Here is a 26,070-nt window from a genome sequence, read left to right on the forward strand (position 1 = left end):
GGGTTGTTCCGCGAAGTGCCAGGTCAGAGACGCGCGACGGCCGAGCCCTTCACGGAGAAGGGCTCGGCCGGGAAATCGATGTAGGACACACCTCGGTACGAGGAGATCTCACACAGATGATGGATCACGGATGGGCCGAATGATCCATACGCAGTTGATCAACCCATTCGGCCGGTCACTCGCTCAGGCGAGCGCGACGAGATCCGCGTAGTCCGCGCCCCACAGGTCCTCGACGCCGTCCGGCAGCAGGATGATCCGCTCCGGCTGGAGCGCCTCGACCGCGCCCTCGTCGTGGGTGACGAGGACGACCGCGCCCTTGTAGGTGCGCAGCGCGCCGAGGATCTCCTCGCGGCTGGCGGGGTCGAGGTTGTTGGTCGGCTCGTCGAGGAGGAGGACGTTCGCGGACGACACCACGAGGGTCGCGAGCGCCAGACGGGTCTTCTCGCCGCCGGAGAGGACCCCGGCCGGCTTGTCGACGTCGTCGCCGGAGAACAGGAACGAGCCGAGCGTCTTACGGATCTCGACCAGGTCCAGGTCGGGGGAGGCGGAGCGCATGTTCTCCAGGACCGTGCGGTCCGGGTCGAGGGTCTCGTGCTCCTGCGCGTAGTAGCCGAGCTTGAGGCCGTGGCCCTCGATCACCTCGCCGGTGTCGGGCTTCTCGACGCCGCCGAGGAGACGGAGGAGGGTGGTCTTGCCGGCACCGTTGAGGCCGAGGATGACGACCCGGGAGCCCTTGTCGATGGCGAGGTCGACGTCGGTGAAGATCTCCAGCGAGCCGTACGACTTCGACAGTCCCTCGGCGGTGAGCGGGGTCTTGCCGCAGGGCGCGGGGTCGGGGAAGCGCAGCTTGGCGACCTTGTCGGAGACCCGTACCGCGTCGAGGCCGGCGAGCAGCCGGTCGGCGCGCTTGGCCATGTTCTGCGCGGCGACGGTCTTGGTGGCCTTGGCGCGCATCTTGTCGGCCTGCGAGTGCAGCGCGGCGGCCTTCTTCTCGGCGTTCTGCCGCTCGCGCTTGCGGCGCTTCTCGTCGGCCTCGCGCTGCTGCTGGTAGAGCTTCCAGCCCATGTTGTAGACGTCGATCTCGGCGCGGTTGGCGTCCAGGTAGAACACCTTGTTGACGACCGTCTCGACCAGGTCGACGTCGTGGGAGATCACGATGAAGCCGCCGCGGTAGGTCTTGAGGTAGTCGCGCAGCCAGACGATCGAGTCGGCGTCGAGGTGGTTCGTCGGCTCGTCGAGGAGCAGGGTGTCCGCGTCGGAGAAGAGGATCCGGGCCAGCTCGATACGGCGGCGCTGACCGCCGGAGAGGGTGTGCAGCGGCTGGCCGAGCACCCGGTCGGGCAGGTTGAGCGCGGCGGCGATGGTGGCGGCCTCGGCCTCGGCGGAGTACCCGCCCTTGGTGAGGAACTCCGTCTCCTGGCGCTCGTACTGCTTCAGCGCCTTCTCCCGCGTGCTGCCCTGACCGCCTGCGATGCGCTGCTCGTTCTCGCGCATCTTGCGGATCAGTACGTCGAGGCCGCGCGCGGACAGGATGCGGTCGCGGGCGAGGACGTCGAGGTCGCCGGTGCGGGGGTCCTGCGGGAGGTAGCCGACCTCGCCGGAGCGGGTGATGGTGCCACCGGCCGGGATGCCCTCGCCGGCCAGGCACTTGGTGAGGGTGGTCTTGCCGGCGCCGTTACGGCCGACCAGACCGATGCGGTCGCCCTTGGCGATGCGGAAGGTGGCGGACTCGATGAGGACGCGGGCACCGGCGCGCAGCTCGACGGCGGAGGCGGAGATCACGGACAGGCTCCAGGGCGGATCGGTGTGGCGGGTGGGCGGCTGAGGACGTTCCCGCCGTCTAATGCGCGAGGAGAATGGCCATGGGCCGATTCTAACTGGGGGCGGCAAGCGGTTTTCCGCCCGTATGACAAGGGATCACGTGGCCTCGGTCACCGGTGCGGTCATCCGGTGCGGTCGCCGGTGCGCCCGGCATCGGTCCGGGTCGTTCGCTCGGCAGGGCGTTGTCGGTGGTGGGTGCAAAACTGAGCAGCGGGTCGTATTCCGGACGACGGAGAGGTCGTGATCGGTATGACGAGCAGGAGCGACGGACGTCCGAGCATCTATCCGACGCTGCTGTACGCGGACGCCAAGGCCGCCATCAGGCAGCTCACGGAGGCGCTGGGCTTCACCGAGCTCTCGGTGTACGAGGGCGAGGACGGGGTGGTGCAGCACGCCGAGCTGACACAGGGCAACGGCGCGGTGATGGTCGGTTCCAAGGGCAGCGGCAGCGTCTTCGACGGCGCGATGAAGGGCGCGGGGCCCACCGGGGTGTACATCGTCGTGGACGACGTGGACGCCCACCACCGGCGGGCCGTGGAGCACGGCGTGGAGATCCTGACGCCCCCGACGGACCAGGACTACGGTTCGCGGGACTACCTGGCCCGGGACGCCGAGGGCAATGTGTGGAGCTTCGGCACGTACGCCCCCGAGACAGGCGGCTGACGCCCTCCCCGGTGCTCCGTCTCCCGGTCAGCTGCCTCCGGTGTGCACCTGGAAGGCGGCGCGGCGGACGGCCTTGGCGAGGGCCGGGTCGGGGTGGGCGGCGGCCAGGGCGACCAGGACCTGGACGGTGCGGGGGTGGCCGACGGCGCGGACCTCGGCGAGCAGCGCGGGGACCGTGGGCTGCACCGCGGACTCCAGGTGCCGGACGAGGAGGGGGGCCTCGCCGTGGTCGGCGACGGCGGCGGCGGTGTCGACCCAGAGCCAGGTGGCCTCCTCGCGGGTGAGGACCTCGTGCGCGTCCTCGGGGTCGGCGCCGTCGTGCACGGCGAGCCAGAGCAGGGCGTAGGGGCGCAGCGGGGTCTCGTCGGCGACGGTGCGGACGTCCGGCTCGGCGGGGGCGCCGACGACGCGCAGCGCCTCGAAGGCGAGGCCCCGGATGAGGGCGTCCTCGCCGCGGGCGGCGTCGATGAGCTCGGTGACGGCGCCGCCGACGGGGCGGGCGGCGAGCCAGGCGCGGTACTCGGCGCGGGCCGCGTTGGGGCGGAGCTGGGCGCAGCCTCTGAGCATGTCCTCGGCGGAGACCTCGATGTTCCCGGCGGGGCTCTGCGCGGCGACGCAGATCTGCTCCAGCTTGACCCAGACCGCCCAGCTGCCGAGCGGGGTGAGGGTGGCCTGGGCGTCGTCGTAGGTGAGGGCACCGACCGAGGCGAGGGCGCGCAGGGACCAGTCGAGCAGCGGGGCGAGGGGGGTGTCCTCGGCTCCGGGCTCCGGGCTCGGCTCGGGCTGCGGACCGTAGGGGACCTCGCAGCGTTCGGTGCGCAGTTCGGTGACCCGCTGCTCCAGGAGGTCGAGGAGCTGCTCCACGGGGACGGGCCCGGCGGAGAGCTGGAGGAAGGAGAGCACCTGGGGCATGGCCGAGACGACCTCGGCGACGGCCGCGGGCTCCCGGTCCTCGGGCTCGGGATAGGCGATGGACCAGGCGTCGAAGAACGCGACCCAGCCGCGCAGTACGGCGCTGTCGTCGCGGTTCCAGGCACGCAGCCGCCAGCCGGGGCGCGCGCTGTCGCCGTGCACCTCGACGAGGCCGGCCAGCCGTGCCGTGTCCCAGTCGTGGCGGACCTGATCCGGGGTCAGCCCGAGGTCGGCGGCGGCCCGTTCGGCGGTCACGGCGGAGAGGGTGCCCTTGCCGTCGGGGTTCGCCCCCTCGCGGCCGGGGCGCAGGGCGGCATCGGCCCAGTGGGCGACGCGAGCCGCGTCCGCCAGGACGGCGCGGGCCATGCGGGCGAGTTCCACGGGCGGCGGTGTGCCCTCCGGGGGCCGGGGAGCCGGTCGGCGACGCTGGGTCACTGCTGCTCGGGGAGCGGCGGCCAGGGTTCGCGGGCCGACGAGTCGGAGCCTGGAGTCGCGCGGGTTACGGGACGTCACGGGGGCAGTCTTCCGGTTGACGGTCCGAAAACCCAAACGGAATGTCACAGCGGGCGACAGGGGTGGCCAAGGCACGGGTTCCCCACGGGGTTGACATTGATGGGGATCGCCTTGGTACGGAACTAAACGGAATGTGGCGTACCTCTCGCGGTGGAGAGGTTTCGCGGCCCTTCCGTCGGTGGGCGGTGGAGCTGGTGCGGGACCTCTCGCGGCCCATGGCTGCCTACATCAGCGGAGTGAGGAAGCGGCGGAGGGCTTCTTCGTAGGCCTTGGGGTCGGCGTTCCACATGGCGCCGTGCGGGGCGTGGCGGACCGTGCGGAGGGTGACCCGGTCGGGGCGGTGGGCGGCGAGGCGGCGGGAGGGGCCCCACGGGGCGACGGCGTCGTCGGGGCCGTGGAAGAGCAGGGTCGGCGTCCTGAGCCCCGGCGGGACGGTGTCCTGGTCGACGGGGACGGCGCGCAGTCCCGTGCGGCCCTGGGCGGCGCGGACCGCGAGGGGCAGCAGGGCGCCGGGGGTGCGGCGGGCGGCGGCGAGGGCGCGCAGGGTGGCCGTCCAGTCGAGGACCGGTGAGTCGAGGACGAGTCCGGCGACGCGGTCGCGCAGCGCGGAGTGCGTGGCGGCGCGCAGGGCCATGGTGGCGCCGGTGGACCAGCCGAGCAGGACGACCCGCTCGGCGCCGGACCTGACGGCGTACCGGATGGCGGCGTCCACGTCGCGCCACTCGGTCTCGCCGAGGTGGTTCAGGCCGTCCGGCGAGCGGGGTGCGTCCGGGTCCCCGCGGTAGGCGAGGGCGAGCACCGGGAAGTGGTGGCGGTGCAGGAACTCCATGACGTTCATGGTGTGTTCGCGGGTGGCGCCCAGGCCGTGCACGGCGATCACCCAGGTGTCCCGGGCCGCGGGCACGAACCAGGCGGGCAGGGTGCCGAGTTCGCCGGGGATCTCGACGTCGTCCTGGTCGAGCCCGAGGGCGGTCCGTGGGTCGCCGATGTGGAGGGCGGGGGTGAACCACACCTTGTCGCCCGGCTCCAGGGTGCCGTGGGTGACGCGCTCCAGGCGGCGTACGACCGCGTCGGGGGCGTGCGGTGCGCTGTTCAGGACGTCGCCGACGACCGCGTGGGTGCCGTTGCCGGTGAGTCCGTAGGTGCCGGGGCGCTGTGAGGCGAAGGCCCGGGTCAGGGCGATGCGGCCGGCGGCGGTGGCGTGCACGGTCAGCCGGGGTTCCGTCGGCAGCGGTGCGCCCGGCGGCGCCTTCAGCGCGACGTCGCTCGCCAGGCGGCCCGCGGCGACACTGGCCGCACCGGCCGCGAACGCGAGGCCGACGGCCGCGACTGCTGCTTTGACTGCACCCACGGGTCCAGTGTCCTGGCGGACCGCGTCGTGGGCCAGTGGGCGTGGACGTCGGGGTGACCGGGAGGCGGGGCGGGGCAGCCGTGGGGCCGGGGGGACTGGGGTGCTCTCCGCCCCCACCCCTGGCGTTCGCATGGGCGCACGCGGGCTCGACATCACCGAGAAGGCCCGGTCGGCTGAGCGCCGTCGCGGCGGAGAGCCGACAACCGGCGGGAGCAGGGGCAGCCGACCGGAAGAGCCACGCTCGGGGGCAGAACCGGGGGTGGGCGGCCGGGAGCGGAACCGAGGTGCACGGCCAGAGGCGAACCGGCACGGCGGTGAGCAGCCTTGACGGCCTGTCCGGCCGTGTCGGGCGTGGCGTGGCACCCGAAGTCCGCTACCCCGGCTGGCCGTACCCCCGAAACCGTTCGCCCGCCTCCGCGAGTTGCTCGGGCGTGAGCAGGTGCGGGGTGAGGCCCGGGATCGAGGACGCCGTCAGCCAGACCCGGGACATCCATTCGAGTTGGGTTGTGCGGTCGTAGGCCTCGGAGAGGGTGTTCCCGTAGGCGATCGTGCCGTGGTTCTGGAGGAGACAAGCGGTGCGCCCTGTCAAAGCGCGGAGCATGTTCTCGGCCAACTCCGGGGTGCCGTAGGTCGCGTAGGGGGCGACTCGGACGGGTCCGCCGAGGACCGCGGACATGTAGTGGATCAGCGGCAGCTCGCTCACGAGGGTGGAGACGGCCGTCGCGTGGACGGCGTGGGTGTGGACGACGGCACGGGCGTCCGTGGTCGTCTGGATCGCCAGGTGCATGGGGAGCTCGCTCGTCGGCCGGAGCGTGCCGAGGACCTGTCGGCCGGAGAGGTCGACGCCCGTCACGTCGTCCGGGGTCAGACGGTCGTACGGCACTCCCGTCGGTGTGACCAGGACGGTGTCCCCGACGCGCACGGACACGTTCCCGGAGGTGCCCACGACCAGCCCGTCGGCCACCGTCCGGCGGGCCGTCGCGACGAGCTCGTCCCACGCGCGCGCCACGTCGTCCGGCACACCCCGCCGCCGTACGTCGCGCGCATCCCGTGCACCCGCACCCGCGCCCCGCTCGTCCCGGGTGTTCCCCTGCTGCTCAGCCATGCCGTGATCCTGCCAGGCGGCCCGCGGCGGCGGGTCCCCGGCGCGGGCACGGCAGGGCGGGAAGCGGTCCTTCGGAAGAGCCCATATCCGCATACGTCACCCCGAGTTGGCGATTGGCTGGTGATCGACCGGGATTCGGTGATCTTCCAGTAGCCTCCGGATGTTTTGTCGCACACGTCGCCATTCCGGGGGGAAGCATGGCCCGTGCTCTCAAGCCGTCCCGTCGTCGCCACCGCGTGGTCGCCGCCTCCGTCGCGGCGCTCGCCCTGGGCGGGACCGCTCTCGCCGAGATCTCCGCCTCGGCCGCCGCCAGGCCCAAGGGGCACGACGTCTCGTCGCACCAGAGGAAGGTGAACTGGTCGAACGCGAAGTCGAAGGGCGCCCGGTTCGTCTACGTCAAGGCGACCGAGTCCACCACCTACCGCAACCCGTACTTCGGCCAGCAGTACAACGGCTCGCGCGACGCGGGCCTGATCCGCGGCGCGTACCACTTCGCGATGCCCCACCAGTCCTCCGGGAAGGCCCAGGCCCGCTACTTCGTGAACAACGGCGGCGGCTGGCGCGCGGACGGCTGGACCCTGCCGCCGGCGCTCGACATCGAGTACAACCCGTACGACAAGAAGAGGAAGTGCTACGGCCTGAGCAACAGCAGGATGGTCGGCTGGATCACGTCGTTCAGCAACGAGATGAAGCGCCTCACGGGCCGCCGTCCGGTGATCTACACGACCACCCACTGGTGGAAGACCTGCACCGGCAACAGCACGGCCTTCGGCGGGAACCACGCGCTGTGGCTGGCCCGGTACGACTCCGCGGGGGCGGGAGAGCTCCCGGCGGGGTGGAAGTTCTGGACGATCTGGCAGTACGACAACGGCAGCGGAAGCCTGCCGGGTGACCAGAACCTCTTCAACGGGTCGACGAGCCGGCTGAAGAAGTTCGCCCGGGGGTAGCGGACCTCGGCATTCCGCCTCAGTTCGAAGGCCTGTCCCGCCGCTCCGCCGGGCTCGACCCGTCCGTCGACACACAAGCGGAGCGGCGATACCCCCTTCACTACACCCGTGCGCCCGCCCCAGTTCATCTTCCGTTCACCCAGGTTGCTTACGGTCCTCATGCCACTGACGTCCGAAAGAAGCTCAGGTAAATGGAAAACTTCTCGCTGATCCTCGCGATCGTGGTCATCACCGCGCTCGCGTTCGATTTTACGAACGGTTTCCACGACACCGCCAACGCGATGGCCACCACCATCTCGACCGGCGCAATGAAGCCCAAGGTCGCGGTGGCCATGTCCGCCGTGCTCAACCTTGTCGGCGCGTTCCTGTCCATCGAGGTCGCCAACACCATCTCCAAGGGACTCGTCGACGAGTCCGGCATACAGCCAGAGGTCATATTCGCGGCGCTCGTCGGCGCCATCCTCTGGAACCTGCTGACCTGGCTCGTCGGGCTCCCCTCCAGCTCCTCGCACGCCCTGATGGGCGGCCTGATCGGCGCCACCATCGCCTCGGTCGGCGTCGGCGCGGTGCACGGCGACGCGCTCGTCACCAAGGTGCTGATCCCCGCCGTCGCGGCCCCGCTGGTCGCCGGCATGGCGGCGATGCTGGCCACCCGGCTGACGTACAGACTGGGGCAGCACACGAGCGAGAAGGCCTCCGGCAAGGGCTACCGCGCCGGTCAGATCGCCTCCGCGGGCCTGGTCTCGCTGGCCCACGGCACGAACGACGCCCAGAAGACGATGGGCATCATCACCCTCGCCCTGGTGGCCGGCGGCGCCCTCGCGCCCGACTCCGACCCGCCGGTGTGGGTCATCGTCTCCGCCGGTACGGCCATCGCGCTCGGCACCTACCTGGGCGGCTGGCGGATCATCCGCACGATGGGCAAGGGCCTGACCGACCTCCAGCCGCAGCAGGGCTTCGCCGCCCAGACCAGCGCGGCCACGGTCATCCTGGCCTCCTCGCACCTCGGCTTCTCGCTCTCCACCACGCACTCGGTCTCCGGTGCGGTGATGGGCGCGGGCCTCGGCCGCAAGGGCGGTGTGGTCCGCTGGTCCACCGCGACGCGGATGTTCGTCGCCTGGGGTCTGACCCTGCCGGCCGCCGCACTGGTCGCGGCGCTCGCGGAGTGGGTGACGTCCTTCGGCACCTGGGGCACGACGGCCGTCGCGGTCTTCCTCGTCGCCTCCAGCGTCGCGATCTGGATCGTCTCGCGCCGCGAGGTGATCGACCACACCAACGTGAACGACACCGAGGAGTCGCCCGGCGTGGTGACCACGGCGATGGCCGCCGTGACGCCGCCGCCGACCGGCACCGTGAACGAGGACCTCACGGCGACCATTCCGGCCCTCTCGGCCCCGGCCGCCGCCGAGACCACGGCCTCGGCCAGCTCCTCCACGCCGACGCCCGCCGTCTGAGCCCCGCGACTCCCTGAGGAAGATCACCACCATGCACATCGACTGGGCAGCCCTCGGCTCCGTCTTCGGAGTCAGCCTCGTGGTCACCGTGGCCCTCGTCGGCCTCTTCACCCTGGGGATCGTCGGCCTCTCCAAGCGGGAGACCGCGACCGCCGCCGGCACCTCGCCGGCCCTCGCCACGACAGCGGCGTACGCCTGCTTCGCGGCCTGCACGGCGGCGGTGGGCTACGGGATCTACCTGATCATGGCCTGAGGCCCCGTTCACCCCTCCCACCTCGCACGACGCGCCACGACAAACCCCCTGTACCGATTTGACCGGTACAGGGGGTTTGTCTATTGTTCACGGCAACTGTGACCTCGTCGAAATGACACATGTCATTTAGGCGATGGCTATACGACGGTACCCGATCGGCGTAAGCTATCAGATTGTCGCCGTTCGACGATGGCCACCTGACATGTAGACAGGGGAGCGCCATGCCCAGGGATCTCGATCCGAGCCTGAATCGACGCAGACTCCGCGTCGAGTTGCGTAAAGCCCGGTACACGTCCGGGCTGACCAAGCAACAGACGGCGGACGCCCTGGACTGGTCACTCTCGAAGATCATGCGCATCGAGGCCGGCACGGTCGGCGTCAGCGTCACCGATGTACGGGCGTTGATGCAGCAGTACGAGGTCACGGACCCCGAGCTGGTCAGTGAGCTGGAAGAGGCCGCGCGGGGCTCGAAGGGGCCGTCGTGGTGGGCGCCGTGGGGCAACCTGGTGTCCCAGCCGTTCGCTCAGTACCTGGGATACGAGGGGGCCGCGACCTCCATCCGCATCTACAACCCCATCGTGCTGCCCGGCCTCGTCCAGACCGAGGACTACGCCACCGCCCTTCTCTCGCCGACGACCGAGGGCACGGACGTACGGCGGTCGGTGGAGCTTCGCACGGCGCGACAGGAGCGGTACCTCGACTCCGAGACCGGGCCGCGCGTCGAGATCGTCCTGGACGAAGCCGCCGTACGGCGCGTGATCGGCGGCCCCAGGGTGATGCGCCGGCAACTGGAGCACATCACGACCCTGTCCCGGCGTCCGCAGATGGGCATCCGGCTCCTGCCGTTCACGGTGGGAGCCCACTTCAGCACCCTCAGCCCGTTCATCCTGCTCGGTTTCAAGGACGACGACGACCTGCTGTACCTGGAGGGCCCCAGCGGCGGGTTGTCGAACCGTGACGACCTCGACCTCACGGTGCGCTACCAGGAGTGCTTCGCGGACATCAGTGACAAGGCGTACGACGGTGACCGGATGATCGAGTTCCTCGACACGGTCAAGGAGAGCCTGGACAACGACTGAGCCCCGGGACGGGACGCCCGGGCGGACACGGGGGAGGGCCGATGGCGGTCTTCGGACGAGAATGGTGGAGGCGGCTCACCGCGCGCCGCGCCGCGCCCGGCAACGGAGATCCGGGCGGTTCTCCCCCACCGGACTCCCCCGATCCCGAGGGGACGACCGCACTGGACGACTGCACACTCAAGTCGTACGCCATGCAGCGACAGGAGTGGGCGGAGGCGCTCATCCGGGTGGAGAGCGCCCGGGTCGACGGCGAGATACGGCTCATGTCGGTCCGTATGCTGCTGGGCACGTTCTGCGCGAGCGTGCTGTTACTGAGCATCGCCGTGGCGGGCCGGGTCCTGCCCACCACTCAGCTGGGAGCCGCGGCACCACTCACCACGGCGATCACCGGAGCACTCGGCGCCGCCCTGCTGACCTCGCTCGCCGCAGGGCTCGGCAAGGCACTGCGCGCCCGCGCCGACGCCTCGCGGCCCACCGGACTCAGTGCCGCTCCGGATCCCGCGGCCGAACCCCGGCCAGGGCCCGGTCCAGCACCCTGAGCCGCTCCGTGACCGGAGTCAGCCCCCACCACAGACCCGCTCCCGCGGCGATGAGGGCGGTCACCGTCAGCCAGACGAGGCCTCGCGCCTCCGCCCCCGGCACCAGCAGAGCGGCGAGCGCGCCGACTCCGACGGACAGGACGCCGGCCACCATGCTGAAGAGCGCCAGGGGGGCCGCGGCGGACAACCGCGTCCGCCTGTCCCTGGATGTCCTCGCATGCGCCGAGGCGGATCCCTTGGTCCGATCTTCCATCGCGTGTACCTCCCGTCCCCCGAACGGTTCTTCAAGAACCGTCCGCTCCCGGGTCCACAAGCCCCGCCAGAAAACCACACCACGCGGCGTGACGGAAGGAGAGCACAGCGTTCTTCTTCGAGTTTGAGTCACGCACCAGAATCCGGCTCTCCTCGAACGACGCTTCCACACAGAGGCTGGGATCGCCTGAATGGCTGCTCTTGATCCAAGTCCGCGTCTCAGACATCCTCTCGAACACTCCGGCCTCCACTCAAAGGTCAGCACACCGACACGGCGTCCGTCTCGACGACCCGAGCGCCTTGCCCAGCCGCCGCGCGGACGTGACGGAGGGCCGGCCGTACCAGGCGCTCAGTCTTCGTACTGCCGTTCCCTCAAGTGTTCCCGTCTTACTCGCCGTGGAAGAGCGCGGAAAGAGCCGATTCGGGCGTCTGGCGATATTTCGGCGGTGTGGGGCTGAGCACACCGCTGCGCCGCAGGTCAACAGCAAGTTGACGGGTCTTCCAGGGGCGTGGTGGACTGCCGGGGCCATGTACGACGGCAGGAGAGGAAGCCGGTGCGAGTCCGGCGCGGTCCCGCCACTGTCACCGGGGAAGAACCCCCCGGGAGCCAGGAACTCTCGCCGTCGGTCTCGTCGAACCAGGGCGTGGACACCCTGAGTGAGGACATATCGCCATGTGCGCCCTGTGCGGCTGCCCGTCGGGTCTCAGCGCCCGCTCATTGCCCGACCCCGTGATCGGCTGAACCGGTGTGTGCCGATCGCGTGTTCGCGTACGGCGCCGCCGCCGGGCTCCTCGGTGATCTGCTGCTCGGCGATCCGCGCCGGGGGCATCCGGTCGCCGCGTTCGGGCGAGCCGCCGGCGCGGTGGAGCGGGTGCTGTGGCGGGACCACCGGGGGTGGGGCGCGCTGCACACCGCGGTGTGCGCGGGTGGCGCCGTGGCACTGGGGGCCGTCGCGGCGGCCGCCGTACGACCGTCGCGGGTCGCCTCCGTCGGGTTGACCGCCGCCGCCACCTGGGCCGTCGTCGGGGGGACTTCGCTGGGGCGGGAGGCGCGGGCGATCGGGCGGTCCCTCGAAGCGGGGGACGTCGAGGGCGCGCGGACGCGGTTGCCCCATCTGTGCGGGCGGGATCCCCAGGCACTCGACGCGGACGGGATCGCGCGGGCTGTCGTGGAGTCCGTCGCCGAGAACACGTCGGACGCGGTCGTGGGGGCGCTCGTGTGGGGCGCTGTCGGCGGGGTGCCCGGGCTGGTGGGGTTTCGGGCCGTCAACACGTTGGACGCCATGGTCGGGCATCGGTCGGAGCGGTACCGGCGGTACGGGTGGGCCTCCGCGCGGCTGGACGACGTGGCGGGATGGCCGGGGGCTCGGCTGACCGCGGTACTGGCCGCGGGCGCCGGCGGGGATGCCCGGGGGGCCGTTCGCGCCTGGCGGGCGGACGCGGGGAAGCATCCGAGTCCCAACGCGGGGCCGGTGGAGGCGTCGTTCGCGGGGGCGCTCGGAGTGCGGTTGGGGGGCACGTTGTCGTACGGGGGGCGGGTCGAGCACCGGCCTGTGCTGAATGGGGAGGGGCGGGCTGTGCGCGTGGCGGACATCGAGCGGGCTGTTCGGTTGTCCCGGCGGGTGAGTTGGCTCGCCTGGGGGGTCAGTGCGGGTGCGGCGGCGCTGCGGGGCCGGATGTCACGGCTCGCGGCACCGAAGGTGAGGAGTCAGGGATGAGTGGCGGACTGCTCGTCGCCGGGACCACTTCCGATGCCGGGAAGAGTGTGGTCACCGCCGGGATCTGCCGGTGGCTCGTGCGGCAGGGTGTGAAGGTCGCGCCGTTCAAGGCGCAGAACATGTCGCTCAATTCCTTCGTGACGAAGGAGGGCGCCGAGATCGGGCGGGCTCAGGCCATGCAGGCGCAGGCCTGTCGTGTCGAGCCCAGCGCGCTCATGAACCCCGTGCTGCTGAAGCCCGGGGGTGAGCGGAGCAGTCAGGTCGTGCTGCTGGGGAAGCCCGTGGGGGAGATGAGTGCGCGCGGGTATCACGGGGGGCGGCAACAGCGGCTGCTCGGGACCGTGTTGGAGTGTCTCGCCGAGTTGCGGGGCACGTATGACGCGGTGATCTGTGAGGGGGCCGGCTCCCCCGCCGAGATCAATCTGCGGCGGACCGACATCGTCAACATGGGGATCGCCCGGAACGCCGGGCTTCCCGTGCTCGTCGTCGGTGACATCGACCGTGGCGGGGTCTTCGCGTCCTTCTTCGGGACCGTCGCGCTGCTCTCGCCCGAGGATCAGGCCCTCGTCGCCGGGTTCCTCGTCAACAAGTTCCGGGGGGACGCCTCCCTGCTGGAGCCGGGGCTCGACATGCTGCACGGGCTCACCGGGCGGCGGACGTACGGTGTGCTGCCGTTCCGGCACGGGCTCGGGATCGACGAGGAGGACGGGCTCCGGATCTCGCTGCGCGGGACGGTCCGGGAGTCGAACGTGGCGCCGCCCGTCGGGGAGGACGTGCTGCGGGTCGCCGTGTGCGCGGTTCCGCTGATGTCCAACTTCACCGATGTGGACGCGCTCGCCGCCGAACCCGGTGTCGTGGTGCGGTTCGTGGACCGGGCCGAGGAGTTGGCCGACGCCGACCTCGTCGTCGTTCCGGGGACCCGGGGCACGGTCCGGGCGTTGGAGTGGCTGCGGGAGCGCGGTCTCGCCGACGCCCTGGTGCGCAGGGCCGCCCAGGGGCGGCCGGTGCTCGGCATCTGCGGTGGGTTCCAGCTGCTCGGACAGCACATCGAGGACGACGTCGAGAGTCGGCGGGGGCACGTGGACGGGCTCGGGGTGCTTCCCGTGCGCGTACGGTTCGCCCGGGAGAAGACGCTCACGCGGCCCGTCGGGGAAGCCCTCGGGGAGCCGGTCCAGGGGTACGAGATCCATCACGGGGTCGCCGAAGTCCTGGGCGGAGAGGCGTTCATCTCCGACGACGACGGACACGGCCTGGACGGCTGCCGGGTCGGGCAGACCTGGGGCACGCACTGGCACGGGTCGCTGGAGTCGGACGGCTTCCGGCGGGCCTTTCTGCGTGAGGTGGCGGCCGCCTCGGGGCGCCGGTTCGTGCCGGCCGCCGACACGTCGTTCGCCGCGCTGCGCGAGGAGCAGCTGGACCGGCTCGGCGATCTGATCGAGGAGCACGCGGACACGGACGCGCTCTGGCGGCTCATCGAGTCGGGCGCGCCGGCGGGACTTCCCTTCGTGCCGCCCGGAGCACCGGGAACACCGGGAGCACCCGGATGAGCGCGGCGTACGGACGGGACGAGCGAGCGGCCACGGGTCATCTGCCCGGGCCGGAGGGTGACGTGGAGGGCGACGAGAAGTGACTGTTCCATTTCCGTTCACGGCCGTCGTCGGCCAGGACGACCTGCGGCTGGCGCTGCTGCTGAACGCGGTGTCGCCGGCGGTCGGCGGTGTGCTGGTGCGCGGTGAGAAGGGGACCGCGAAGAGCACCGCCGTGCGGGCGCTCGCGGCGCTGCTGCCGGAGGTGGAGGTCGTCGCCGGGTGCCGGTTCTCCTGCGATCCCGCGAAACCGGACCCCGCGTGTCCGGACGGGCCGCACGAGCCGGCGTTCGAGACACGGCCGTCGCGCATGGTCGAACTGCCCGTCGGCGCCTCCGAGGACCGGCTCGTCGGCGCGCTCGACATCGAGCGGGCGCTGTCCGAGGGCGTGAAGGCGTTCGAGCCCGGCCTGCTCGCGGACGCGCACCGGGGAATCCTCTACGTCGACGAGGTGAACCTGCTCCACGACCACCTGGTGGACCTGCTGCTCGACGCGGCCGCGATGGGCGCCTCGTACGTGGAGCGCGAGGGTGTCTCCGTACGGCATGCCGCGCGGTTCCTGCTCGTCGGGACGATGAACCCCGAAGAGGGCGAGCTGCGACCGCAGTTGCTCGACCGGTTCGGGCTGACCGTCGAGGTCGCGGCCTCGCGGGAGCCGGACCAGCGGGTGGAGGTCGTGCGGCGGCGGCTCGCCTACGACGACGACCCGGCGGGTTTCGTGGCCCGTTGGGCGGACGAGGAGTCCGACGTACGGCAACGTGTCGTGGCGGCCCGGGAGTTGCTGCCGTCCGTGGTGCTGGGCGACGGGGTGCTGCGGCAGATCGCGGCGACCTGCGCGGCCTTCGAGGTGGACGGGATGCGGGCCGACATCGTGATGGCCCGGACGGCGACCGCGCTGGCCGCGTGGGCCGGACGGACCGAGGTGCTCGCGGAGGACGTGCGGCAGGCGGCGCTGCTCGCGCTGCCGCACCGGCGGCGGCGGAACCCGTTCGACGCGCCGGGGCTCGACGAGGACAAGCTCGACGAGACGCTGGAGGAGTTCGCGGAGCCGGAGGATTCGCCGGATGCGGCGGATTCATCGGATGCGCCGGAGTCGTCGGATGCGTCGGGGGACGAGGATCCGGATCCCGGTCCGGACGGGCCCGGTGGCGGTGGGCAGCCACCGTCCTCGGAGCCCGACGGGCCGCAGGGCGGTGACACCGGGGCGCAGCCCGAGAGCGGGGAGAGCGTGCCGGCGCAGGCTCCGGCCGCGGGTGAGCAGTCCGCCGTACGGGCCGCCGAACCCTTTCGTACGAAGGTGCTGAGCGTGCCGGGGCTCGGGGAGGGCGCCGCCGGGCGGCGGTCGCGGGCGCGGACCGAGCACGGGCGCACGACCGGGGCGCGCCGGCCGCGCGGCACGCTGACCAAACTGCATCTGGCGGCGACGGTGCAGGCCGCCGCGCCGCATCAGCGGACGCGGGGGCGGTCCGGGCCGGGGCTGGTCGTCCGCCGGGACGATCTGCGGCAGGCGACCCGGGAGGGGCGTGAGGGGAACCTCGTGCTGTTCGTGGTGGACGCCTCCGGGTCGATGGCGGCGCGGCAGCGGATGAGTGCCGTGAAGGGCGCCGTGCTCTCGCTGCTCCTCGACGCGTATCAGCGGCGGGACAAGGTGGGGCTGGTGACCTTCCGGGGGTCGGCCGCCGAGGTGGCGCTGCCGCCGACCTCGTCCGTGGACGCGGCGGCGACCCGGCTGGAGTCGCTGCCGACGGGTGGCCGGACGCCGCTCGCGGCCGGTCTGCTCAAGGCGCACGACGTGCTGCGGGTGGAGCGGCTGCGGGACCCCGCGCGCCGGCCGCTGGTCGTGGTGGTGACCGACGGGCGGGCGACCGGTGGGCCGGAGCCCGTGGCCCTCGCCGGGCGGGCGGCGCGGCTGTTCGCGGCCGACGGCACCGCGTCCGTGGTCGTCGACTGCGAGTCGGGCCATGTCCGGCTCGGGCTCGCCGGGCAGCTCGCGGGTGAACTGGGCGGTACGGCGGTGACGTTGGACGAGCTGCGGGCGGACTCCATCGCCGGGCTGGTACGGGATGTGCAGGGACCGCAGGGAACTCAGGGACCGCAGAGGACTTCGAGGAGGGCCGCGTAGATGCCGCAGGGACAGCCGAGTGTCGTACCGGACGACGGACTGACGACTCGTCAGCGCAGGAATCGTCCGCTGGTCTTCGTGCACACGGGCATCGGCAAGGGCAAGTCCACCGCCGCGTTCGGGCTCGCGCTGCGCGCCTGGAACCAGGGGTGGCCGATCGGGGTGTTCCAGTTCGTCAAGTCGGCGAAGTGGAAGGTCGGCGAGGAGAACGCGCTGCGCGTGCTCGGGGCGTCCGGTGAGGGCGGGTCCGTCGACTGGCACAAGATGGGCGAGGGCTGGTCGTGGGTGCAGCGCGACGTCGTGCAGGGTGACAACTCGGCCAACGAGGACAAGGCCCGGGAGGGCTGGGAGCAGGTCAAGCGGGACCTCGCGGCCGAGACGTACAAGCTGTATGTGCTGGACGAGTTCGCGTACCCCCTGCACTGGGGGTGGATCGACACCGACGAGGTGATCGACGTGTTGCGCAACAGGCCGGGGACCCAGCATGTCGTCATCACCGGGCGGAACGCGCCGGAGAAGCTGGTCGACTTCGCGGATCTGGTGACCGACATGTCCAAGGTCAAGCACCCCATGGACGCTGGCCAGAAGGGCCAGCGGGGCATCGAGTGGTGACGCCGTGACCTCCTCCCCTTCCGCTCCTCTGCCCTCCGTCCCCCGGCTGGTGATCGCCGCGCCCTCCTCGCGCAGCGGCAAGACCACCGTGGCCACGGGGTTGATGGCCGCGTTCACCGAGCGCGGGCTCGCCGTGTCCCCGCACAAGGTGGGGCCGGACTACATCGACCCCGGGTATCACGCGCTCGCGAGCGGCCGGGTGGGGCGCAACCTCGACGCGTACCTGTGCGGACCGGAGTTGGTCGCGCCGCTCTTCGCGCACGGGGCGCGCGGGTGTGACATCGCCGTCGTCGAAGGTGTGATGGGGATGTTCGACGGGGCCTCGGGGCAGGGGGAGTTGGCGTCCACCGCGCATGTGGCGAAGCTGCTGCGGGCGCCGGTGGTGCTGGTCGTGGACGCGTCGTCGCAGTCTCGGTCGGTGGCGGCGCTGGTGCACGGGTTCGCCTCCTGGGATCCCGAGGTGCGGATCGGGGGCGTGATCCTCAACAAGGTCGCCTCGGACCGGCACGAGGAGCTGCTGCGGGACGCCCTGGAGTCCACCGGTGTGCCCGTGCTGGGGGTGCTGCGGCGGGCGCCTCAGGTGGACACGCCGTCCCGGCATCTGGGGCTGGTGCCGGTGGCCGAGCGGCAGAACGCGGCGGTGGAGGCCGTGGCGGCGATGGCCGCGCAGGTGCGGGCGGGGTGTGATCTGGAGGCGTTGGTCGCGCTCGCCCGGACCGCCGGGACGTTGTCGGGTGCGGCGTGGGAGCCGCCCGTCGCCACCGGCACGGGCAAGCGCGAGGTGGTCGCCGTGGCCGGCGGGCCCGCGTTCACCTTCTCCTACGCCGAGCACGCCGAGCTGCTGACCGCCGCCGGTGCCGAGGTCGTCGTCTTCGATCCGCTGCGCGACGAGCAACTGCCCGACGGAACACGCGGGTTGGTGATCGGCGGCGGGTTTCCCGAGATGTACGCCGCCGAGCTGTCCGCCAACGAGCCGCTGCGGAAGGCGGTCGCCGAGCTGGCGTTCGGCGGCGCTCCGGTGGCCGCCGAGTGCGCCGGCCTGCTCTACCTGTGCCGGGAGCTGGACGGGAGGCCCATGTGCGGGGTGCTGGACGCGACGGCGCGGATGGACGAGCGGCTGACCCTCGGCTACCGGGACGCCGTGGCCGTCGGCGACAACGTGCTCGCGCCGGCCGGCACCCGGATGCGGGCGCACGAATTCCATCGGACGGTCGTCGAGCCGGGGGCCGGGCCGGCTCCCGCCTGGGGGATACGGACCCCGGGGCCGCGGGTGGAGGGGTTCGTGCAGCGAGGGGTGCACGCGAGCTATCTGCACACGCACTGGGCGGCCGAGCCAGACGTCGCCCGACGGTTCGTGGAGAGATGCCGGACGTCATGAGTGGCGGCCCGCTCGAAGCCCCGCCCGGCTTCGCGCCCTTCCGCTCACTCCGCCACGCCCACCACCAGCCAGATGAAGGCCGCCCCGGCGATCGTGCACAGCAGGGTGGAACGGGCCGGGTGTTCGTGGTGGGCCTCGGGGAGGATCTCGGCGGCGGCGAGGTAGAGCAGCCCGCCGCCGAAGAAGCCGAGATAGCAGCCGAGGGGCTGCTCGGGGATCGTGACGAGGAGCGTGGAGGCCGCGCCGACCACCGGGGCCGCCGCGCCCGCGAACAGCATCGCGAGCGCGCGGCGACGGGCGTTGCCGTACACGCGCGTGAGCGTGTACGTGTTGAAGCCGTCCGCGAAGTCGTGGGCGATCACCGCGAGCGCGACCGCGATGCCCATGCCCTCGCCGATCTGGAAGGCCGCGCCGATCGCGACGCCGTCCATGGCGCTGTGTCCGACCATGGCCGCCGCGGCCGTCAGGCCCACCTGGGGCGTACGGCCGTTGTGCTCCTCCGCCCCGTGTGCCGCCTGGCGGGCGGCCAGCAGGCGTTCCACCAGGTGGGCCAGGAGGAAACCGGCGACGAACAGCAGCAGGGCGGCCGGTACGCCGAAGACCTCGTCGCCGGCGGCCTCCAGTGCCTCGGGGAGCAGGTCGAGGCCGACCACGCCCAGCATCAGGCCGCCGGCCAGGCCCAGCACCAGGTGACGGCGGTCCGTCACCCGTTGTGCCGTCCAGCCGCCGAGCAGCGTCATCAGGAACGCGCCGAGTGCCACGAAGACCGCCATGTGTCCTTGCTACCGGAAGAGCGGGGTGTGGTGGCTGCGGCGCCCCGGGTGAACGCGGAGTGGGGTGACCGGGTTCTGGCCGCGGGTTCGGTGTGGCCGGTCGCGCGCACGCGGCGGAGCCGCATGTGCCACCGCCCCGCGCCCCTTGTGAGGCGCGGCCGTGGCTGACCATGTGCCCGGCTCCCTGGTCGTGGGTGTGGGCGCCTCCAGGGGCGCGCCGGTGGCGGAGGTCCTCTGTCTGATCGAGGACGCCCTGCGGGAGGCCGGTCTCCCGCCCGAGTCGCTCGCCGTGCTCGCCACCGTCGACGCCAAGGGCGCCGAACCCGGCATCGTCGAGGCCGCCGAACGCCTCGGCGTTCCCCTGGTGACCTACTCCGCACAGGAGTTGGCCGGGGTGGAGGTGCCGAACCCGTCCGGCGCGCCCCTCGCGGCCGTGGGCACCCCGTCCGTCGCGGAGGCCGCCGCGCTCGTACGCGGTGGTGAACTCCTCGTCCCCAAGCGGAAGTCGCGGCGGACGGAGGGGCGGCCTGCGAGGGTGACGTGTGCCGTCGCGACGGCCGGGGTCGTGCGGGACGCCGCGCCGCCGGACGAGTCGGGCCGGCCGGCGGCCCCTGGTTTCACCGGACCCGGCGACGGTCGGCATGATGATCACCGTGACCAGTGACCGTGGCCCTGAGAGACACGATGACGGTGACCGCCGCCGACCCGCCCTGAACACCCCCGCGCACCAACCACTTTCCGCTCCGCACCCACCTTCCGCTCCGCACCCACCGTCCGTTTCGCACCCACCGTCCGTTTCGCACCCGCACCCGCCTTCCGCTTCGCACCCGCCTTCCGCTTCCGAGGAGACACCGTGACCACCCCGCCGCCCGCCCTGCTCCTCGCCGGTCATGGCACCCGGGACGACGCCGGGGCCGAGGCGTTCCGCGACTTACTGCGCGAGCTGGGGCGCCGCCACCCCGGGCTGCCCGTCGGGGGCGGTTTCGTCGAACCCTTCCGGCCGCCCCTGGGCGAGGCCGTGACCGAGCTGGTGGAGCGCGGGGTACGGCGGTTCGTCGCGGTCCCGCTGACGTGGGAGCCCGCCGGTCGCGCCGAGGCGGACGTCGCGGCGGCACTGGCCCACGCGCAGGAGCGGCACCCGGAGATCTCGTACAGCTGGGGCCGTCCGCCGGGCCCGCACCCTGTGCTGCTGAACCTCCTGGAGCGGCGGCTGGAGGAGGCGCTGGGGTCGCCCTTGCCGCGGATGCCGGGCGACCGGGCCGATGTGACCGTGCTGCTCGTCGGACACGGGTCGACCGACCCGGAGGCCAACGCCGAGGTGTCCAGGGCCGCCCGGCTGTTGTGGGAGGGGCGCGGGTACGCCGGTGTGGAGACGGCGTTCGTGTCGTCGGCGGCACCGGACGTGCCGAGCGGTCTCGACCGGTGCGTGAGGCTGGGCGCGCGGCGGATCGTCGTGCTGCCGTACTTCCCGCTCACCGGCCTGGCGGCGGACCGGGTGCGGCAGCAGACCGAGGGCTGGGCTGCCGCGCGTCCGGAGATCGGGGTACGGTCGGCCGATGTCATCGGACCGGATCCGGAACTGCTCGATCTGGTCGTGGAGCGGTACCGGAAGGCGCTGGAGGGCGACCCGCACATGACCCACGAGGCGCGCGACTCCTCCGGCCCCGGCGGCACCCCGCCCGGCGTCGGGAACACCACGGGGCTGCCGCGACAGCCGCACGTCCGTCCGGACGACGACGGGCACCACGGTCACGATCATCACCACTGGGGACACACACACTCCCATGCACACTGAATCCGGCTCCGGGAGCAAGCACGACCTGCGGCACGCGGGTCACGATCTGCGGCATCACGGCGACGCCGAGGTGCGGGACGACGGGGCGAGGCTCATCGACCTCGCCGTGAACGTCCGGGCCGACACGCCGCCCGCCTGGCTGCGGGAGCGGATAGCCGGGTCGCTGGCCGGGCTGGCCGCCTACCCCGACGGGCGGGCCGCCCGGGACGCGGTGGCGGCCCGGCACGGGCTGCCGGCGGAACGGGTACTCCTCACGGCAGGAGCCGCGGAGGCCTTCGTGCTGCTCGCCCGCGCGCTGAAGGTCCGTCAACCCGTGGTCGTGCATCCGCAGTTCACGGAACCGGAGGCCGCGCTGCGGGACGCCGGGCACACCGTGGACCGGGTACTGCTGCGGGAGGAGGACGGCTTCCGGCTGGACCCGGCGGCCGTGCCGGAGGACGCCGACCTGGTCGTGATCGGCAACCCGACCAACCCGACGTCGGTGCTGCATCCGGCGGAGTCCATCGCCCGACTGGCCCGGCCGGGGCGGACGTTGGTGGTCGACGAGGCGTTCATGGACGCGGTGCCGGGCGAGCGCGAGGCGCTGGCCGGCCGGACGGACGTACCCGGTCTCGTCGTCCTGCGCAGCCTCACCAAGACCTGGGGGCTGGCCGGACTGCGGATCGGCTACGTCCTCGCCGCCCCCGGGACGATCGCCGAGCTGGAGCGCGCCCAGCCCCTGTGGCCGGTGTCGACGCCCGCCCTCGCGGCGGCCGAGGCGTGTGTGTCGGACCGGGCGCTGGCGGAGGCGGCCGAAGCGGCCGAGCGCGTCGCCGCCGACCGGGCCCATCTGGTCGCCGGGCTCAAGGAGTTCGGCCCCGACGGCCTGCTCGTGGCCGAGCCGGCCGAGGGCCCGTTCGTGCTGATCCGGCTGCCCCGTGCGACAGCCGTACGACGGCATCTGCGCACCCTCGGCTACGCCGTCCGCCGCGGCGACACCTTCCCGGGGCTGGACGAGGAGTGGCTGCGCCTGGCGGTCCGCGACCGGATCACGGTCAACGGTTTCCTCCAGGCGCTGGACCGGGCGATGACGCTGGCGGACCGCTGAGCGGAGGGGCTCAGCGGTCCGCGTGTCAGGGCGTCAGGGCGTCAGGGCGTCAGGGCGTCAGGGCGTCAGCAGAGTGAGCTGTGCTTGCAGTGCATCTTCACGCCCATGTTGTGCGCGAAGTCCTGCCACTTGCCGCGCGCGAACGACTTGTTGACGCTGTCCGGAACGGACGGCTTCGCGACGTAGGCCCAGACGTGCAGTGCCAGGTAGCCGGTCTTCTTCTCGTTGTAGAACTGGAAGTAGACCTTGGAGCCCTTGCCGTCGAAGTGGCCCTTCTCCGCGGTGAAGTACCAGCCGTTCTTCACGCCCCCGTGGAAGCGGACGGGCGCGTTCCGACAGCCGAAGGGACCGGCCGCACAGGCCTTCAGCTTGATCAGCTGGTTCTCCTTGGGGTACTTCTTCGGCGCGTTCTTGACGGGGAACGTGCAGTTGAAGCACTTCTTCAGTTCCTGGATCGGCTCACTGGCCTTCCAGGGGCGGCCGAGGTACTTGGCGTTGTTGGGCTTCACTCGGAGGCGGAAGTCGTAGAGCTTGCGCAGCTTCACGGCGGCCGCGGCCTCGGTGTTCTTCTCCGCGACCGTCGCCTGGGTCTTCTTGGCGACGGCGGCGTTGCCGCTGGCGGACGCGGCACCGGCCGGGGCGAGGACCGCGAGCATGGCGGCCCCCGCGACCGCCAGGTTCGAGAGTCTGCGGATGAGGGGTGAACGGGTGAGCACTGAGGTCTCCCTGCTGGTGGACGGACGTCTGGGACGGACGTGCGGTGCGCCACCAAGCTAGGGATTTCACAGGTTTCCGAACATTGTCCCTTCGGTCACTGCCTCTAAGGGAGCGTCAACGCTGAGGACATATACGGCGTTTCGCCGCGCCGTACGCGCTCCCGGGTGCCGTCCGGGAAGCGGATGTCCACGTCTCCGGCGGCGTCGACCGTCGCGCTCGCCCCGGTGTGCGGGGTGTGCGGGTCGCCGCTGAGCAGGACGAGGGTGACCAGGACCGGCCCGCTCCCGCCGGACCCGTGCAGTACGGGTGTCGCCGAGTGGTGCCCGTACGCGTTCGCGCCGACGGCCCGTACGACGGCACCGGGCGCGTCACCCCAGCCGTGCAGGCCCACGATCGCGCTGGTCAGGCCGTCCGCTCGGCGGGCCAGCGCCCAGCCCGGCCCGGACGCGCCCACCGGCGGCTCGGTGTCGTCGGCCACGGCCCACCCCCCTTCCCGTACGGGCGTGCCGGTCGGGGCGTCGACGCGGTGCACCCTGATCTCCCACGGTCCGTGCACCACGCTGACCGTCTCGATGCCGTCGCCGTACCGGGACGCGGCGCGTCGGCCCTCGGTGCCCAGGGGGTGGATGCGGCCTCGTGGGGAGGGCGTGCCGTCGGGTGCGAGCAGGGCGAGGTGGTTGTCGGGGCCGGGGGTCTCCGGTGCCGTGGCGCTGGAGTAGGCGAGCCGGGCGTAGTGCGGGCTGTCGTCGACCGTGGCGGGTGGCGGCGGTAACCGGTCGCTGCCGTGGTTGACGAGCCGTACGAGTCCGTCGGCGGCGGTGGAGTGCAGCAGCCAGCCGGGGCCGGGCAGGGCGAGCGTGGTGTCGGCCTCGTCGACGGGCGCGGGCTCCTCGGGCGCGGCCCACACGGGGTGGCTCTCGGGCAGGAGCAGCCCGAGGAAGGCCTTGCTCGCCCAGTAGGGGGAGGCGGGGCCCGAGTAGCGCTGGGTGACGGGGAGGAAGGGCCGGTACCAGCCCAGCGTGAGCAGGCCCCGTTCGTCGGGCACGCCCCGTTCCGCGAAGTGCTTCAGGGCGCCGGAGGCGAGCCGGCGGGTACGGCCGGGTGGCAGGGGTGTGGCGTCGGCGAGGGCACCCGCCCACAGCGGGGCGGTGGTCGCGAAGCGGTAGGTGAGCGAGCGGCCCTGGTGCACCGGTGCCCCGTCGGCGCCGAAGAAGTGCTGGTGGGCGCCGAGGAACTCGCGCAGCCGCCCGCGATGCCGGGCCACCAGCCCCGCGTCCGCGCGGGGGCCCGCGATCCGCTCCCACAGCACCGGATACAGGTGCAGGGCCCAGCCGTTGTAGTAGTCGAACTTCTGTCCGTCGCCGTCCGTGTACCAGCCGCCGCCCCGGTACCAGTCCTCCAGCCGGGCGAGCCCCGCGTCGATCTCGGCGCGGCTGTGCGGGGCGTCGACCGAGGCGAGGAACTCCTCGGTGATCACCTGGAAGAGCCGCCAGTTGGAGTCGTTGACGTCCGCCCCGACGAACCCGCCCAGCCAGTCGACCACCCGGCCGCGCACGCCGTCGTCGAGGTGGTCCCACAGCCACGGGCGGCTCTCGTGCAGGGCGATCGCGATCGAGGCGGCCTCCACCATGGGCTGCGCCCGGTCCGTGATCGCCGGCCACCGCTCGTCACCGCCCCGCGGATCGGTCCCGGCGGCGAGCCCGGCGGCGTACCGCTCGATCAGGGCGGGCCCCACCCGCCCCTGTGAGCCCGCGATCCGGAACGCGGCGAGCAGGAAGGAGCGCGCGAACCCCTCCAGACCGTCGGACAGGGGGCCGGAGTGACTGGCCCGCCCGGGCAGCCGGTACTGCGCGAGCCCCGGCGAGGCATACGGCACGAGCCCGTCGAGCAGCCGATCGGCGACCGCCTCCCAGTGGGCGCGGGTCCAGCCGGTGAGGGGGGAGAGAAGGAGATCGGCGGGCGGGAGCGTGGAGCTGTCAGCGGGTGACACGTGCGGCGCGGTCATACGGGAGTGAATCCTCCGTGAGTTGTAGACGGGGAGCAGGGCAGCGCGCCCCGAAGGGGCGCGGGGAACTGCGCGACCAGCCACGAATCACCCGCAGTCGCCCTACGGCCTTACCGGCGGAGCACTTGGCGGAGCACCTGGCGGAGCACTCGACGGAGCCTTTGGCGGAGCCACACTGCGGCGCACGACGATGTGCGTGCCCAGCACGTGGTGGCTCCCCGCCGCGTGCTCCGGATCCCGCAGAGCGATCCGCACGGCCGCCCGCCCCAACTCCTCCGCGGGCGTGCGCACCGTGGTGAGCGGCGGATCGAAGTCCTCGGCCAGGGGAATGTCGTTGTAGCCGACCACCGAGATGTCATCGGGAACCTTCAGCCCCGTCTCGGCGATCGCGCGGAGCGCCCCCGCCGCGACCATGTCGTCCCCCGCGAACACGGCCGTGAACTCCCGTGTCTCCTTGAGAAGTTCGGTCATCGCCCGCAGCCCGGCCGCGCGCCCGAGCCCGCAGTCCACGACCCGCGCGGCCGCCGGAGGCAACCCGTGCTCGGCCAGCGCCGCCCGGTACCCGGCGACGCGGGCGTCGAGCGCGGTGTTCCCGGGCAGCCCGCCGAGGAAGACGATCCGGCGGTGCCCGGCGGACAGCAGATGCCCGGTGATGGCACGGGCCCCGGCCTCGTTGTCGAACTCGACGACGAGCGCGGGAACCTCGGGCCCGGGGGCCGGCCGGCCGCACAGCACCAGCCGGGCGCCGGACGCGTCCAGGGCCTGCGCGTACTGAGCGACACGCTCGCGGTACGCGTCGTCCTCGACGACCCCGCCGACCAGGATCACCAGCCGCGCCCCCTCCTCCCGCATCAGCCGTACGAACTCCATCTCCCGCTGCGGGTCTCCCCCGGTCGCGCCGACCACGCAGAGCCAGCCCCGGTCGGCGGCCTCGGCCTCCACGCCCTCGGCGACCTGGGCGTAGAAGGGGCTGGTGACCTGGCGGACGACGACGGCGGCCATCTTGCGGCCGCCGCCGACCAGGGCGCGGGCGTGCGCGTTGGCGACGTAGTCGAGTTCGCGGGCGGCGCGCAGGACGCGGGCCCGGGTGGCGGCGGGCACCGGATGGTTGCCGCTGAGCGCGCGGGAGGTGGTGGCCGTCGACACCCCGGCCCGCTCGGCGACCTCACGGATCGTGACCCGCCCCTTGGACACCGGGTCCTTGGCGGCCGATTCCCTGAACACCCGTTTCCCGGCGGCCGATTCCCCGGACCCCGACGTCTCGGACACCGACATCTCGGGCACCGACGACCTGCGCACCAGCCCCTCGGGCATCGGCTCCGTGGATTCCGTCTCCTTGGGCGCCATGTCGTTCCCCATCCCCCGCGTCTCCTGTTCCGCTGCCGCCG

The 26,070-nt window shown here is 72.5% G+C and carries 23 protein-coding genes, 1 pseudogene and 1 riboswitch; of the genes and pseudogenes, 14 read left to right on the forward strand and 10 right to left on the reverse strand.

The genetic code is table 11. The features are described 5' to 3' along the window. Window positions 1-183 precede the first annotated feature (183 nt). Window positions 184-1,782 (reverse strand): ABC-F family ATP-binding cassette domain-containing protein, encoded by a 1,599-nt coding sequence (locus OG272_RS10880; protein ID WP_326583741.1) that lies wholly within the window; start codon window positions 1,780-1,782, stop codon window positions 184-186. Between the two features lie 288 nt (window positions 1,783-2,070). On the opposite strand from OG272_RS10880, the gene OG272_RS10885 reads away from it, so the two are divergent. Then, the gene (locus tag OG272_RS10885; RefSeq protein ID WP_326583740.1) at window positions 2,071-2,484 is read left to right on the forward strand and encodes a VOC family protein; all 414 of its coding nucleotides are present in this window, start codon (window positions 2,071-2,073) and stop codon (window positions 2,482-2,484) included. Window positions 2,485-2,511: 27 nt separating this feature from the next. Here OG272_RS10885 and OG272_RS10890 read toward each other — a convergent pair whose 3' ends face one another. The 3 genes from OG272_RS10890 to OG272_RS10900 form a co-directional block, all read right to left on the reverse strand. Next, window positions 2,512-3,909, reverse strand: a complete 1,398-nt coding sequence (locus OG272_RS10890; protein WP_405893154.1) for a hypothetical protein — start codon at window positions 3,907-3,909, stop codon at window positions 2,512-2,514. A gap of 223 nt (window positions 3,910-4,132) precedes the next feature. Continuing rightward, window positions 4,133-5,260, reverse strand: a complete 1,128-nt coding sequence (locus OG272_RS10895; protein WP_327730349.1) for an alpha/beta fold hydrolase — start codon at window positions 5,258-5,260, stop codon at window positions 4,133-4,135. A gap of 373 nt (window positions 5,261-5,633) precedes the next feature. After that, complete coding sequence (locus tag OG272_RS10900) at window positions 5,634-6,365, reverse strand: class II aldolase/adducin family protein (RefSeq protein ID WP_327730347.1); 732 nt, start codon at window positions 6,363-6,365, stop codon at window positions 5,634-5,636. A gap of 197 nt (window positions 6,366-6,562) precedes the next feature. Here OG272_RS10900 and OG272_RS10905 point away from each other — a divergent pair, with 197 nt between their 5' ends. The 5 genes from OG272_RS10905 (at window position 6,563) to OG272_RS10925 (ending at window position 10,637) form a co-directional block, all read left to right on the forward strand. After that, window positions 6,563-7,312 carry a lysozyme gene (locus tag OG272_RS10905; RefSeq protein WP_326583736.1) on the forward strand — a complete coding sequence of 250 codons (750 nt, stop codon included), beginning with the start codon at window positions 6,563-6,565 and terminating at the stop codon, window positions 7,310-7,312. Between the two features lie 191 nt (window positions 7,313-7,503). Then, the gene (locus OG272_RS10910) at window positions 7,504-8,766 is read left to right on the forward strand and encodes an anion permease (protein ID WP_327730346.1); all 1,263 of its coding nucleotides are present in this window, start codon (window positions 7,504-7,506) and stop codon (window positions 8,764-8,766) included. Between the two features lie 31 nt (window positions 8,767-8,797). After that, a complete protein-coding gene (locus OG272_RS10915; RefSeq protein ID WP_326583734.1) occupies window positions 8,798-9,019 on the forward strand; it encodes a hypothetical protein in 222 nt (73 codons plus the stop codon). Between the two features lie 221 nt (window positions 9,020-9,240). Next, entirely contained in the window at window positions 9,241-10,098 is an 858-nt protein-coding gene (locus OG272_RS10920) for a helix-turn-helix transcriptional regulator (RefSeq protein ID WP_326583733.1), read from the forward strand. 41 nt (window positions 10,099-10,139) lie between these two features. Beyond that, window positions 10,140-10,637 (forward strand): hypothetical protein, encoded by a 498-nt coding sequence (locus OG272_RS10925; protein WP_326583732.1) that lies wholly within the window; start codon window positions 10,140-10,142, stop codon window positions 10,635-10,637. Here OG272_RS10925 and OG272_RS10930 read toward each other — a convergent pair. Further along, window positions 10,579-10,824 (reverse strand): hypothetical protein, encoded by a 246-nt coding sequence (locus OG272_RS10930; protein ID WP_326583731.1) that lies wholly within the window; start codon window positions 10,822-10,824, stop codon window positions 10,579-10,581. The genes OG272_RS10925 and OG272_RS10930 overlap by 59 nt on opposite strands. Window positions 10,825-10,921: 97 nt before the next feature. Then, window positions 10,922-11,116, reverse strand: a complete 195-nt coding sequence (locus OG272_RS10935; protein ID WP_327732291.1) for a DUF397 domain-containing protein — start codon at window positions 11,114-11,116, stop codon at window positions 10,922-10,924. A 268-nt stretch (window positions 11,117-11,384) separates the two neighbouring features. Next, window positions 11,385-11,527, forward strand: a riboswitch (cobalamin riboswitch). A gap of 108 nt (window positions 11,528-11,635) precedes the next feature. Here OG272_RS10935 and OG272_RS10940 point away from each other — a divergent pair. The 5 genes from OG272_RS10940 to OG272_RS10960 all read left to right on the forward strand — a co-directional run bounded on the left by OG272_RS10940 (window position 11,636) and on the right by OG272_RS10960 (window position 18,305). After that, the gene (locus OG272_RS10940) at window positions 11,636-12,607 is read left to right on the forward strand and encodes a cobalamin biosynthesis protein (RefSeq protein WP_327730345.1); all 972 of its coding nucleotides are present in this window, start codon (window positions 11,636-11,638) and stop codon (window positions 12,605-12,607) included. Further along, window positions 12,604-14,154, forward strand: a complete 1,551-nt coding sequence (locus tag OG272_RS10945; RefSeq protein WP_327730344.1) for a cobyric acid synthase — start codon at window positions 12,604-12,606, stop codon at window positions 14,152-14,154. The genes OG272_RS10940 and OG272_RS10945 overlap by 4 nt, the downstream gene beginning before the upstream one ends. A gap of 79 nt (window positions 14,155-14,233) precedes the next feature. Continuing rightward, the gene (locus OG272_RS10950; RefSeq protein WP_327730343.1) at window positions 14,234-16,315 is read left to right on the forward strand and encodes a putative cobaltochelatase; all 2,082 of its coding nucleotides are present in this window, start codon (window positions 14,234-14,236) and stop codon (window positions 16,313-16,315) included. After that, entirely contained in the window at window positions 16,316-16,927 is a 612-nt protein-coding gene (gene cobO, locus OG272_RS10955; protein WP_326583726.1) for a cob(I)yrinic acid a,c-diamide adenosyltransferase, read from the forward strand. Window positions 16,928-16,931: 4 nt separating this feature from the next. After that, entirely contained in the window at window positions 16,932-18,305 is a 1,374-nt protein-coding gene (locus OG272_RS10960) for a cobyrinate a,c-diamide synthase (protein WP_327730342.1), read from the forward strand. Between the two features lie 44 nt (window positions 18,306-18,349). Here the strand turns inward: OG272_RS10960 and OG272_RS10965 are convergent, their stop codons facing one another. Beyond that, entirely contained in the window at window positions 18,350-19,078 is a 729-nt protein-coding gene (locus OG272_RS10965) for a ZIP family metal transporter (protein WP_327730341.1), read from the reverse strand. A 175-nt stretch (window positions 19,079-19,253) separates the two neighbouring features. On the opposite strand from OG272_RS10965, the pseudogene OG272_RS10970 reads away from it, so the two are divergent. The 3 genes and pseudogenes from OG272_RS10970 to cobC form a co-directional block, all read left to right on the forward strand. Continuing rightward, window positions 19,254-19,709: pseudogene (locus OG272_RS10970) on the forward strand (cobalamin biosynthesis protein); the annotation flags it as partial. Between the two features lie 222 nt (window positions 19,710-19,931). Beyond that, window positions 19,932-20,873 carry a sirohydrochlorin chelatase gene (locus OG272_RS10975; protein WP_327730340.1) on the forward strand — a complete coding sequence of 314 codons (942 nt, stop codon included), beginning with the start codon at window positions 19,932-19,934 and terminating at the stop codon, window positions 20,871-20,873. After that, window positions 20,863-21,960: an Rv2231c family pyridoxal phosphate-dependent protein CobC gene (cobC, locus tag OG272_RS10980; RefSeq protein ID WP_327730339.1), complete on the forward strand. Its 1,098-nt coding sequence runs from the start codon at window positions 20,863-20,865 to the stop codon at window positions 21,958-21,960. The genes OG272_RS10975 and cobC overlap by 11 nt, the downstream gene beginning before the upstream one ends. A gap of 65 nt (window positions 21,961-22,025) precedes the next feature. On the opposite strand, the gene OG272_RS10985 is transcribed toward cobC, so the two are convergent. The 3 genes from OG272_RS10985 to OG272_RS10995 form a co-directional block, all read right to left on the reverse strand. Further along, the gene (locus OG272_RS10985; protein WP_326583721.1) at window positions 22,026-22,676 is read right to left on the reverse strand and encodes a hypothetical protein; all 651 of its coding nucleotides are present in this window, start codon (window positions 22,674-22,676) and stop codon (window positions 22,026-22,028) included. 104 nt (window positions 22,677-22,780) lie between these two features. Continuing rightward, on the reverse strand, window positions 22,781-24,682 hold the full coding sequence (locus OG272_RS10990; protein WP_405893160.1) for a DUF2264 domain-containing protein: 1,902 nt from the start codon (window positions 24,680-24,682) through the stop codon (window positions 22,781-22,783). 102 nt (window positions 24,683-24,784) lie between these two features. Continuing rightward, on the reverse strand, window positions 24,785-26,041 hold the full coding sequence (locus OG272_RS10995) for a LacI family DNA-binding transcriptional regulator (RefSeq protein WP_405893161.1): 1,257 nt from the start codon (window positions 26,039-26,041) through the stop codon (window positions 24,785-24,787). Between the last annotated feature and the right edge of the window lie 29 nt (window positions 26,042-26,070).

Source organism: Streptomyces sp. NBC_00104 (assembly GCF_045160825.1).
Taxonomy (GTDB): domain Bacteria; phylum Actinomycetota; class Actinomycetes; order Streptomycetales; family Streptomycetaceae; genus Streptomyces.